The 11,867-nt window shown below is 59.9% G+C and carries 8 protein-coding genes and 1 other RNA gene; 7 read left to right on the top strand and 2 right to left on the bottom strand.

Features of this window, described 5'->3' with window-relative positions; genetic code table 11:
- The first annotated feature begins 14 nt into the window (after positions 1-14).
- Positions 15-725, top strand: coding sequence for a response regulator transcription factor (locus ENJ54_00730; protein ID HFC08371.1), 711 nt, complete (start codon positions 15-17; stop codon positions 723-725).
- Positions 670-2,076 (top strand): HAMP domain-containing histidine kinase, encoded by a 1,407-nt coding sequence (locus ENJ54_00735; GenBank protein ID HFC08372.1) that lies wholly within the window; start codon positions 670-672, stop codon positions 2,074-2,076. The genes ENJ54_00730 and ENJ54_00735 overlap by 56 nt, the downstream gene beginning before the upstream one ends.
- A 120-nt stretch (positions 2,077-2,196) precedes the next feature.
- Here the strand turns inward: ENJ54_00735 and ssrS are convergent.
- Both ssrS and ENJ54_00745 read right to left on the bottom strand, forming a co-directional pair.
- Positions 2,197-2,374, bottom strand: a non-coding RNA gene (gene ssrS, locus ENJ54_00740) — 6S RNA.
- 77 nt (positions 2,375-2,451) lie between these two features.
- Positions 2,452-2,784: a hypothetical protein gene (locus tag ENJ54_00745; protein HFC08373.1), complete on the bottom strand. Its 333-nt coding sequence runs from the start codon at positions 2,782-2,784 to the stop codon at positions 2,452-2,454.
- Between the two features lie 176 nt (positions 2,785-2,960).
- Between ENJ54_00745 and ENJ54_00750 the strand changes: the two genes are divergently transcribed.
- The 5 genes from ENJ54_00750 to ENJ54_00770 are packed head-to-tail and all read left to right on the top strand — an operon-like array spanning position 2,961 to position 11,862.
- Positions 2,961-3,335 carry a response regulator gene (locus tag ENJ54_00750; GenBank protein HFC08374.1) on the top strand — a complete coding sequence of 125 codons (375 nt, stop codon included), beginning with the start codon at positions 2,961-2,963 and terminating at the stop codon, positions 3,333-3,335.
- 11 nt (positions 3,336-3,346) lie between these two features.
- Complete coding sequence (locus ENJ54_00755; GenBank protein ID HFC08375.1) at positions 3,347-3,802, top strand: response regulator; 456 nt, start codon at positions 3,347-3,349, stop codon at positions 3,800-3,802.
- A 13-nt stretch (positions 3,803-3,815) separates the two neighbouring features.
- Positions 3,816-6,830, top strand: coding sequence for a GAF domain-containing protein (locus ENJ54_00760; protein HFC08376.1), 3,015 nt, complete (start codon positions 3,816-3,818; stop codon positions 6,828-6,830).
- The gene (locus ENJ54_00765; GenBank protein HFC08377.1) at positions 6,817-8,433 is read left to right on the top strand and encodes a GAF domain-containing protein; all 1,617 of its coding nucleotides are present in this window, start codon (positions 6,817-6,819) and stop codon (positions 8,431-8,433) included. Before ENJ54_00760 ends, ENJ54_00765 begins: the two co-directional genes overlap by 14 nt.
- A 3-nt stretch (positions 8,434-8,436) precedes the next feature.
- A complete protein-coding gene (locus ENJ54_00770) occupies positions 8,437-11,862 on the top strand; it encodes a GAF domain-containing protein (protein ID HFC08378.1) in 3,426 nt (1,141 codons plus the stop codon).
- Positions 11,863-11,867 lie beyond the last annotated feature (5 nt).

An 11,867-nucleotide genomic window follows, 5' to 3' on the forward strand; every position in this document is an offset into this window, starting at 1 on the left:
AGAAGGAGCACCGGATGAGCGACGAAAAAATTCGCATTTTGGTGATAGAAGACGAACCAACGATTACCGAATTTCTGCGGGTAGGCTTCGGCTACGAAGGTTACGAGGTCGCCATTGCCGAAGACGGCCGCACAGGCCTGCAAATGGCCGAACAAGGGGATTACGGCGTTATCATTCTCGACATCATGCTCCCCGATATGGATGGTTTCACCGTGTGCCGCAAACTGCGCGCGCGCGGCAACAACACGCCCATCATCATGCTCACGGCGCTTACCGAACTTTCTGACCGTGTCACCGGCCTCGATAGCGGGGCCGACGACTACGTCACCAAACCGTTCATGTTCGAGGAATTGCTGGCACGTGTGCGGGTGCAGTTGCGTCACCGGGGGAAACTTCCCACCCAAACCGAACTACGGGCAGGCGACCTGGTACTCAACCCCGACACGCACGAAGTCTTCAAAGGGAAAAAACCGCTTCACCTCACCCCCACCGAGTTCAAAATGCTGCATTTGCTGATGAGCCACCCCCGGCGGGTGTTTTCCAAGGAAACTCTGCTCAACCGCGTTTGGGGTTATGATTACGTGGGTGACACCAACATCGTCGAAGTCCACATCAGCCACCTGCGCGACAAAATCGGCGACAAGCCGCCCCGCCTCATCCAAACGGTGTATGGTGTCGGCTACGCCTTCCACCCCGAGGAAGCCAGTGATGCGCCTGTTGAATAAGACGCCGCTCAAACTCAGGCTAACCCTGCTTTATGTCGGCCTTTTTTCTGCCCTTTTTGCCGCCTTGTGGCTGGGGTTATATACCGAAACCCAACACACGCTACTGGCCGAAACCACGGCCAACCTGCGCGCACAAACCCGCGCCGCCCTGCAAAACTGGGAAACCTCGCCGCCGCGCCCTCTCGCTGCGCTTACCCAATCCCTTGCCGAGCGCGGTCTGGCCGCTGCAGTGGTAGACGCTTCCGGGGCAGTCCTGGCGAGCGCCGGCACACCTTCTAATTTCGCGCAAGCCGTAACAACCGCCTGCGCAGCCCCACCGCTCACTTCTCCCTGCACGCTTACTGTGGGGAACGAACGCTACATCGTCGTGGCACAACCGTTGAAAACTGCCGGAATGGCGGTGCTGCTCACAGGGCGCTCGCTTCAATCCCTCGACCGCGTGCTGGCACGGCAGCGCCTCGGCCTGGTTGTGGGGTTGGCAATCCTGATCACGTTAGGAACGGCGTTGGGGCTGTGGCTTGCTGGGTCTATGCTCAAACCGCTGGACGAAATGACTACAACCTGCAACCGCATCGCCGCCGGCGATTTGAGCCATCGCGTCAATCTTCCCCATCGAAGCGATGAAATTGGGCGGCTGGCCGAAGCCATCGACCGCATGGCAGCACGCGTGGAAGCCACTTTGGCTTCCCAACAGCGCTTCATCGCCAGTGCAGCGCACGAACTCCGCACGCCCCTGGCAGCCCTCCAGGGGTCGTTAGATGTGCTTCTGCGCGGCGCGTTAGACGAACCACCCACCGCGCGGCGCCTCACGCAAAGCATGTATCGCGAAGTCACGCGCCTGTTCCGGCTCTGCGACCAATTGCTCGGGCTTTCGCGCGCCCATGCCGCCGAGGCCATTCACACCCAACCGGTCGAGATCCACACCTTCCTGCGCGAATTTGCCACACAAGCAAGTTTCCTGGCACAAGAGCGGGAACTCACGCTGCAAGAAGGCGAACCGCTTACCATCGAAGCCGACCCCGACGCCCTCAAGCGCATGCTCTTTAATTTAGTGGATAACGCCGTGCAGCACACCTTCGAAGGGGGCAAAATCACCATCGGGTGGGAACAAGCGGGCAATGGCGTAAAAATCTTCGTCGCCGACAACGGGGAAGGTATCGCCCCTCAAGATTTGCCGCACATTTTCGAGCCTTTTTACCGGGGTGACCGTTCACGCTCGCGACGGCGTGGCGGCACAGGCTTAGGGCTTGCCATGGTCAAAGCGCTCGTCGAAGCCCACGGCGGCAAAATTACAGCCGCCAGCACCCCCGGCCAGGGAGCAAGGTTCACCATCTGGCTCCCCAAAGGTTAATGCAGCCCCAACATACAACCCAACGACCGCTGCGCTTTCCCCCACACAACCGAGCCAGCCAACCCAAAGCCGCGGCAAGAGGCCCTAAAACAAAAAGCCGCCCTCATCAGGCGGCAAAGAAACACCCCACCGTGCCGTGTGCTGCCCAGTTTTGCTCCTGCATACGCAGGTGGGGGCCGCCCCGGACGGTTCCGCCTTGGCCGAAGCCTATCGCGTCGCCGCCCACGAGATTGGCCCCTTAAAGAAAGGTGTTGGGGCAAAACCGGTCACTGCGGCATCACGTACACGGCAGGGCTGTTCTTCTTATACCACGATTTTTAGCCGTTGGGTAGGGGGATTTCCGCCCCCTTCTCATTTTTCTCCTGTCAGCAACCGCTACCGGCCTTCCCAAAACCCTTCAGCGAAGAAATGCTCCAGCGAAAGGTGATAGTGCCGTTGCAACAAGGCCTCATCCAGGTCGTGCAACGCCAGCCATTGCTGTAATGCCCGCACTTTTTCGGCATGCGTGAGCGACCGTCCGGGCGTCACCCCATCATCTCCACGCCCATAACCACAAATCGGACACCGTTCCACCGGCAAGGGATAAGTGTGCGGCGAAGGCGAGAGCACTTCCATCAACCGGAAGCCACAATGCGGGCAAACCTCATAAGTCTTCGGCGCTTCTTTCACCCGCAGACGGTTGCGAGCCGGAGCGATTTGCAAGAGCATCTCGAACCTCATTCCAGGAGATAATACCTCAAAAGTACATGTAAATTATAAGCGTCTTGGACCTGGCGCCACATAACGCTTTCATTACAGTTTTTAGCCTCCCGGCAACGTTTCTGTCACGTTAATAGGGGAACTTTTTGATACAATAGTATTATGGACAACTATCGGAGGGTCACATGGCATTAATCTTGTATGTAGAAGACGACTTCGCCAATCGCATTCTGATTCAGCGAATTTTGACTGCCGAAGGGCACCGCGTGGTCGAAGCCGGCAACGCTGAAGAAGCGTTGGCAGCCCTGGAAAACCAACGCCCCGACTTGATCCTCATGGATATCAACATGCCCGAAGTCGATGGCTTCACCCTGACCAAACGCATCAAAAGCAACCCCGCGTGGAAAGATATTCCGGTTGTTGCCCTCACAGCCAACGTGATGAAAGGCGACCGGGAACGGGTGCTTCAGGCGGGCTGTGATGGGTACATCCAAAAGCCCATCGACGTCGACGCCCTGCCGCGCCAGATTGCCAGTTTTCTCCCCACCCAACCCTCATAAGGGGGGAAAGCATGACCACCAACCAAGACACTACCCCCATCTCTGAAATTCAAAACCGCCGCTTGCCGGAAAACCCGGAAGAGGCCATTGTGCTCGTGGTCGAAGACAACGTTGCCAACTTCGTACTCATTGCCCGCATGTTGGGGTATATGGGCATCCATTGCGAATGGAAAACCAGCGGCTACGAAGTGGTGGAATACGCCGACACCTTGCCGCGCGTAGACTTGATTTTGATGGACATCCGCCTGCCTTACGAAGATGGCTACAGCGCGCTGCGCAAAATTCGCTCTTCCCCCACACTGAAAGATACCCTCGTCGTTGCTGTCACAGCAGAAGCCAGCCGGGAACAGATCAACAAAGCCAAAGCCGCCGGCTTCGACGGCTTCATTGGCAAACCCCTCGACCCAGACCGCTTCCCCGACCAGATTCGCCGCATTTTGAACGGCGAGCCCGTGTGGGAACTTTGATGCGGAGACCCCAATGAGCAAACACCCTCCCGTTTCTCCTCAAGCCACTACCCCAGCGTTTCGGGGGCGCCTGGCACGGCGAATGGTTTTCATGCTCGTCCCCCTGATGCTGCTCATTATGGCGGCCTTGGGATGGTACAGCGCCAGAGAGTCTCAAAATGCGCTCCGAGAGCAAACAGCCGACCAATTACGCCAGGCAGAAGACAACATGAAGGGGGACATCAACGAATGGCTCCTCGCCAAAAGCGCACGCTTAGACATGATTGCCCACCGGAAAACCTTCGCCCGAGATGCCCACTTGCTGCTGACTACCTTCCACGAAGACCCCCGCTTCCCCACCCTTCAAAAAGAAGTCATCCAACAACTCTCCGACGCCAACCGCTACCAAACCTACCCCCTTTTCAACGACTTTATTATTCTCTCTTCTGACGGCACCATTTTAGCCAGCAGCAAGCCCGAGTGGCAGGGGCTGCAAATTCGAGGCAGCGCCCTCGCCAAACTCATTCACCAAATCGGCACGCGAGCACCCACCCGCGGCCTGGAATGGTTCACAAAATTCGTTCCCACCAACAAAGGCTTCATCCCCGGCCCCTTTGGAAGCGTTCATTTCCTCACTTACGGTTATTCCCCTCTTCCTACAGAAACACCACGCACCTTCCTCTTCACCGTGCTGCCTTACGCCGACCGTGTAAGCGGCCAGAAAATGTATATCATCGGGCTCTCAGAAGAAGTTGCCCTGGAAAAACGCCTCAACCAGTTGGCAGCCCGCTACCCCTCCAGCCATGCCTATTTTTTGCTTTACGACGGCACTTTCATCAGCCTCGACCCCGCCACCCACACGCTGAAAGCCCTGAAAGACCTTCCCCCCCTGTTAGAGCAAGGGTTTGCGAACGCGGCCGAAACCGCCGAAGGTGAAATCGAAGGCACCTACATTTCACCCATTACCCACGAAAAAGCCTTCACGCTGGCAAGCTGGGTGCCGGCGCTGAATGCGGCCATGGGGCTGGAAATCCCCACCAACATTTTCTTCCAGCGCACGCAATCCATTCTGCCGGCCGTGACACGGGGCTTCCTCATTGCAGCCCTGGTGCTGGCGCTGATCGTCTGGCTTACCATCTCTTACATTACCCGCCCGCTACTACAAATGGCCGATACAGCGCGGCGGTTTGCAGAAGGCGATTGGCTTCAGCGCGCTCCCGTTAACCGCAACGACGAAGTCGGCATGCTGGCCCACGCCTTCAACCAGATGGCCGACGAACTCAGTGAATTCTATCGTTCACTGGAAGCCCAGGTCGAAGAACGCACCGAACAATTGCGCGCGGCTTCGGAAGTCGCAGCCGTCGCCACTTCGGCCGCCGACCTTTCGGAAATTCTTCGCCGCAGCGTCGAACTGATCGTCGAGCGCTTCCCCCAGTACTATCACGCCTCCGTTTTCCTCATCGACGAAAACGGTTACGCCGTCCTGGAAGAGTCCACGGGCGAAGTCGGAGCCCAGATGAAACAACAAGGACACCGGCTGAAGGTAGGCAGCCCCTCCGTGGTCGGGTGGGCAGCCGCGCACAAACAGCCGCGTGTGGCTTCCGACGTCACCGACGACCCCATCTATTTCAAGAACCCCCTCCTGCCGGAAACCCGCTCCGAAGCCGGCATTCCGCTGCTCATCGGCAACGAAGTGCTGGGCGTGTTAGACGTGCAAAGCAAAAACCCCGAAGCCTTCGACGAGCAAAGCATCGCCACTTTGCAAACGCTTGCCAGCCAAGTGGCCGCCGCCATCTACAACGCCCGGCTGCGTGAACGCGCCGAAATTGGCTTCGGCGAAATCCGGCTGCTGTACCAAATCAGCCGCAAACTGGCGACCTCCCAAACCGTAGACGACATCATGGCCGTGGGCAAAGAGGCGCTCGAAGGCCTGCCCTTCATCAGCGCGATGTACGTTCGCGACCCTCGCGACGGCACCTACCGCCTGGCCTCCGCGCATCATCCTCAGCACGGCGACCTCACCGAAGCGCCTCCCGCCCTCAACCTGGACGAAGAGGCTCTACGCCGCTACCTACCAGCGGGTGGTTCGTTGCTGCTACGCGACCTGCAAAGCGCCGTCGCCATGCCCGAATCCCTGGCGGCGCTGGCAAAATCTTTGGGGTGCGGTTCTGCTGCCTTCCTGCCCCTTTACAACGGCGACATTTTAGAGGCTGTCTTCCTGCTGGGGAGCGAAACGCCCGGCGAGCTTTCCGGCCAACGGATGCAGCCCTACACCACCCTGGCCGAGATCGCTGGGGCAGCCCTGCAGCGCACCGTGGCGCTTGCCACCGCCCAGCGGCGCTTGCAGGAATTCCAAACCCTGGTGCGCCTCTCCCAAAGCGTCGGCGAAGCCACCACATCCGCCGAATTCTACAAAACCCTGCACAGCGAACTGCGCGCTGCCTTCGGCGACATCGGCATCATCGTAGCCCTCTACGACCCGCTGAAGCGGCGCATCGAAATACCCTACGCGTACGAACAAGGGCAAGAGGAACTGCTCCACATCGAGCCGTTCCCGTTGGGCGAAGGGCTACTCTCTCGCGTGCTTTCCACCCGCAAGACCCTCCTCCTCACCGGCGACGTCGCGCAGCGCGCCCGCGAACTGGGAGCAAAAATCGTCGGAAAGCCCGCCCGGTCGTGGTTGGGGGTTCCGCTCATCGCTGGCGACCAACTCATCGGCGCCCTCGCCCTTCAAGACACCGAGCGCGCCTACCGCTTCGGCGAGGACGATGCAGAGTTTGCCGAAGCCATTGCTGCTTCGGTGGCTTTGCTCTTGAACAAAATTCATCTGCTCAACCGGGCAGAAACGGCTCGCCAGCGAGAGCGGGTTTTGCTGGAAATCACCGAAACGGCAGGGCGTTCCCACACCATCCACGAAGTGCTGGAAAACACGCTTCGCAGCCTGCAACGCTCACTGAAAATCCGCCGCGGTGTTGCCAGGGTAAACCTCGGCAGCCTGCAAACCGAAGAAGATTCGTCCACCGGGGAGGGGAACAATGACCACGCCTAACCCCACCAGGGCTACTGCTGGCGTCGGCGACTTTCGCGTCCGCGTCCTCAACATCCTTTTAGGCATGGCCGTCATCGGGAGTATCCCGATCGTGGCCGTCAATGCCAGCACAGCCGCCAAAGCGGGCGCCTATGGCCTGGCCGCCGCCTATGTGGGGGCGTTCCTGTTCCTCCTGTTGCTCTTTTTCCTCAAAGCCTACCCCCACCTCTACACCTGGCGGGTGTGGGGTCTGATGCTCGTCATGTATAGCGTCACCACCGCGGCCTATACCATCAGCGGCGTTGTCGGCGATGGGCGCGTCTGGCTGCTGGGGACGCTGGCTATGGGCACCCTGTTGTTGCCTGAGCCTCACAACTTCGTCAACCTGGCTTTCGGCCTTTCTTATCACTTCGGCATGGGCTTCATCTTCACCCACGGCTGGTTACCCATGCCGCCCAACGAACCCAATCTTCACAGCGACCTCCCCGCGGCGTGGACCCGCACCGGCTTCACTCTGATGGGTGTGACCCTGACCCTGGGGGCAGCACTGGTGCTTTACCGCCGCAGCCTGGAAAACACCCTGGAAGAAAGTGAAACCCTCAACGCCATTCTGGAAAAAGAGCGCCGCCGCCTGGAAGAACAAGGGCAAACCCTGGAACGCCGCCTGGCCCAGATTCGCACCGCCAGTGAAATCGCCCGCGTCATCACCACCATTTTGGACCCCGATGAGCTCATCAAGCGCGTGGTCAACCTGGTGCGCGACCGCTTCGACCTGTACTATGTTGGTATCTTCCTGGTTGACGAGCGCGGTGAATACGCCGTCTTGCGCGCGGGCACTGGCGAAGCAGGCCGCAAAATGCTGGCCGAAGGCCACAAACTGGCTATCGGCGGCGCCTCCATGATTGGGTGGAGCATCAGTAACCGCAAGCCTCGCATCGCCCTTGACGTGGGGGAAGAAGCCGTCCGTTTCGCCAACCCCCACTTGCCCCTCACCCGCACCGAACTGGCTTTGCCCCTGATCAGCCACGGCGAAGTGCTCGGTGCAATGACCGTGCAATCGGAGCGCCCGGCCGCCTTCGACGAAGACGACCTCGCCGTGCTACAAAGCATCGTGGACAATGTGGCGACCGCCCTGCACAACGCCCGGCTTTACCAGGAAACTCAGCGCGGCCTGCAAACCCTGGCAGAAACCCACCGCCGCTTCCTCGCCGAAGCATGGCAAATGTCAGCCGATACCCCCGACCAGGTGGAAATTACCATCGGCGCGCCGGAAGAAGCGCCCACAAACGACACCTCCACCTACCCTCTCGAAGTGCCTATCTCTCTTTATGGGCAAATTCTGGGCACCATCGTCCTGGAAAGCGAAACGCCCTGGTCTGAGGAAGACAAAGACTTTGCCGCCCAGGCCGGCGCGCAACTGGCCCTCGCCATCGAAAACCTCTACCTGGCACGCCACGCCCAACAAAGCGCCCAGGAAAGCCGCCTTTTGAGCGACCTTTCCGAGCGGCTGGGAGCCACCCTCGACCTCGACACCATCCTCCAAACCGCCCTGCGAGAACTGCAACAAATTCTCAACGTCACCGAAGCCGAAATCCAACTGGTCGCGCCCGAAGCGACGGAGTAGACCATGGCATCATCTTCTTCCCCCCTCCCTCGCACCTCGCTCATGCGGCGTGTGCTTATCGTGAGCGCCGTGCTGTTGCTTGCCTTCATCGTGGCCGGGGTTGCGATCACCTACGGCAACTTCCATCTGCGCCAACTCGCAGCCCAATACACCACAATGTTGGAGATCAAAGAAAGTGTTTCTAAAACCCTCATGGACCTGGCTCGTCTGGATAACGGCCTCAGCACTGCCTATCCTACCCACAATATCCGCTTCCTTCAGGAAGAAACCTCGCTGTGGATCACCGACCTGAAACACGACCGGGATACACTCCAACAACTCAACGCCCAACTTCCCCCTGATACCCTCACCCGCAAGAGCCTCACTGCCGCGCTGCCCCGCCTCAACCAGGTCATCATCCTTGCCGAAGGCATCCTGAGCCAGGCTCAAATCAACAACTGGTCCGCAGCCGACTTTCGCCGCCAAATGCTGCGCCGCCAGGAAATCGCACTTCGCTCCACCCTCGAGCGCGTTTACGTCCACGCCGACGAATACAACCAGCAACACGCCCAGGCCCTGGCGAACACCACCCGCTTGTTGATGGGCGTGCCCCTCTTCATCACTTTGTTAGGGCTGCTCTTCCTGCTGGGCGGCATTCTGCTTCTGCGACGGCACATCATCCAGCCCCTCGAAACGCTCACCACGCAAATTCAACACTTTGCCGAAGGCGACTTCAGCGTCCGCGTACCGGTGCACCAAGGGGATGAAATCGGGCAACTGGCACACACCTTCAACCTGATGGCCGACCGCATTCAAGAAGCCTACGCGACGCTGGCCGACAAAGTCGAAGAGCGCACCCGCGCCCTTCAACAGCGCACAGCCCAACTTCAAGCAGCCACTGAAATCGGCCGCGCTGTGGCAGCCATTAACGACCTCGACACCATGCTTCAGGAAGCCGTCCGGCTGATCAGCCAGCGTTACGGCTTCTACCACGTGGCTGCCTTCCTGGCTGAAGAAAACGCTCAGCGGGTGGTCATCCGCGCGGCCTATACCCAAAACGGCAATGCTGCAGAGCGCCTGCTGGCCGAGCACCTGAGCATCCCCCAACACGATTCCAGCGTCATCGGGCAAACCCTGACAACCATCCAGCCTCATACCGCCCAGTTTTCCCCTGACGCCCCCCCTCGCCCTGAACTGGCAGCCACCCGCATCGAAATGGCCCTGCCCCTCAAGAGCGGCAACCGCATTTTGGGCGTGTTAGACGTGCATTCCCAAAACGCCGAACCGCTGACGCCCGAAGAAATTACGGCGCTGCAAATGGTGGCCGACCTGCTGGCCGTTGCCATTGCTAATGCTTACCTGCTGCGTGAAACACAAAGCGCTCTGGAAGCTGCCCAGCGGGCTTACGAGCAACTCAGTCAACAAGGCTGGCAACGCTTCCTCCAAATGCAGCGCGTGTTGGGCTTTCGGCTGGAGCCCAGCGGGCAAATTCGCCCCTTGCCCAAAGAGCAAGTCAAGCACTCCCTCCCCGCGGCCAGCGACGAAACGCCGCCCTCGCCCCCTTCTGACGACGGCGAAGCCCTGCACGAACACCGCTTCCTGGTCGCGGCCCGCGGCCGCACGGTAGCCGTTGCCCAACTGCGCAAGCCCACCCCGTGGAAACCTGCCGAGAAACGCCTGTTAGACCGCCTGGCCGACCGCCTGGGCAGCGTGTTGGAAAGCGCCCGCCTGTACGCCGAAGCCCAACGGCGCTCGGCGCAACTGCAAATCGCTTCTGAAATCGCCCGCGACGCCAGCGGCACCCTCGACCTCGACGAACTGCTCCGCAAGGCCATCAACCTGGTGCGCGAACGGTTTGGCTTCTACCACGCCTCGGTATTCCTGCTCGACGAAAGCGGCCAATACGCTTACGTCAAAGAATCCACTGGCGAAGCAGGCGAACAACTCAAAGCCCGCCGCCACCGCCTGGCCGTAGGCTCGGCTTCTGTCATCGGTCAAACGCTCGCCAGCGGGGCGCCGGTGGTGGTCAACGATGTCAGCCAAAGCGAAATTCACCACTTCAACCCCCTGCTGCCCAATACGCAGGCAGAAATGGGCCTTCCGCTCAAGGTCGGCAACGAACTCATTGGCGCCCTTGACATTCAAGCCGTTTACACACACGCCTTCAGTGAAGAAGACGTCGCCGTGCTGCAAATTCTGGCCGACCAGTTAGCCATCGCCGTGGTCAACGCCCGGCTGTTTGCCGAAGCCCAGGAACACCTGGTGCAACACCGCTACCTGCACCAAATTACCGCAGCCGCTGCCTCGGCCACCACCGTCGAGGAAGCCATCCGCAACGTCGTCGAAAGCCTGCACGCCGTCCGCCCCGACGAAGCAGTGGCTCTCCTTGTCCCAACGGAAGACACCCCTCAAACCCTGCGGCTGGCCGCATGGGCAGGGCATACCCTCAACCCCGAGGCAGCCCGCCGCATCCGCATTCCGTTAGGAGAAGGCGCTATTGGCCGCGCGGCTGCCGACAAGCAGCCCGTTCTCATCGGCGATACCAGCGCCAGCAACAACACCGGCGCCCTCTCTCCCGACACCCGGGCCATCCTGGTCGAACCCCTCATCTACCGCGGCGAATTGTTGGGGGTGCTGGACCTGGAAAGCGCCGTTGCCAACGCCTATGACGAGCATGATCTGGAAATGCTCCGCACCTTAGCCAACAGCCTGGCCGCCATCATCGCCAACATCCGCTTGCTCGAAGAGGTCCGCCGCCACTCCAATGAACTGTCGCTGCTCTATGAAATTACCGCGGCCGCGGCTTCCGAGGTAGACCTCGACAAACTGCTCAATCTGCTCGCCCATCGCCTGCAAGAAGGGCTCGACGTCCTCCACTGCGGTGTGATCCTCTTCGACGACAACGGCCAAACCGGCACCCTGGTGGCCTCGGCTTCTGCCGAAGGAGCCCCCGGCGCCGGCATGGTCGGCACGAAGATCCCGCTGGATTCCTCCTCCATTCAAATCGCCCTGCACACAGGCAAACCGGTCGTCTACCGCGACATCACCCAAGACGAGCGCATCGCCGACATCCGCCCCCTGCTGGAACAGCGCGGCACACGCCAGCTCATCGTGGTGCCGCTCCTCTCCCGCGATGAAATTATCGGCACCTTGGGGCTGGATATTGCCGACCCCAACCGGCAAATCACCGACAACGACCTGCGCCTGTTAGAGCAGATTGCCCGCCAAATCGCAACCTCGGTCGAAGTGGCCCGCCTGTTCCAGCAAGCCGTGCGTACGGCCGAGCGTGAACACACCGTCACCGAGATTACGACCAAAATCCGCGCCACTAACGACCCGCAAGCCATTTTGCAAACCGCCATCGAAGAATTACGGAAAGCCCTGCGGGTGCAACAGACCCAGATTGTTTTCATCGACGAAGACGGAAACTCCCCTTCTGACAATGCTTAAGGAGC

The organism is Chloroflexota bacterium (assembly GCA_011322445.1).
In the GTDB taxonomy this organism is placed as follows: Bacteria; Chloroflexota; Anaerolineae; order Anaerolineales; family DRMV01; genus DRMV01.

What these genes read in the sequence shown, in the direction of transcription:
- ENJ54_00730 (HFC08371.1), top strand. Translation starts at nt 15, where the DNA reads ATGAGCGACGAAAAAATTCGCATTTTGGTGATAGAAGACGAACCAACG.
- ENJ54_00735 (HFC08372.1), top strand. Translation starts at nt 670, where the DNA reads ATGGTGTCGGCTACGCCTTCCACCCCGAGGAAGCCAGTGATGCGCCTG.
- ENJ54_00745 (HFC08373.1), bottom strand. Translation starts at nt 2,784, where the DNA reads ATGCTCTTGCAAATCGCTCCGGCTCGCAACCGTCTGCGGGTGAAAGAA.
- ENJ54_00750 (HFC08374.1), top strand. Translation starts at nt 2,961, where the DNA reads ATGGCATTAATCTTGTATGTAGAAGACGACTTCGCCAATCGCATTCTG.
- ENJ54_00755 (HFC08375.1), top strand. Translation starts at nt 3,347, where the DNA reads ATGACCACCAACCAAGACACTACCCCCATCTCTGAAATTCAAAACCGC.
- ENJ54_00760 (HFC08376.1), top strand. Translation starts at nt 3,816, where the DNA reads ATGAGCAAACACCCTCCCGTTTCTCCTCAAGCCACTACCCCAGCGTTT.
- ENJ54_00765 (HFC08377.1), top strand. Translation starts at nt 6,817, where the DNA reads ATGACCACGCCTAACCCCACCAGGGCTACTGCTGGCGTCGGCGACTTT.
- ENJ54_00770 (HFC08378.1), top strand. Translation starts at nt 8,437, where the DNA reads ATGGCATCATCTTCTTCCCCCCTCCCTCGCACCTCGCTCATGCGGCGT.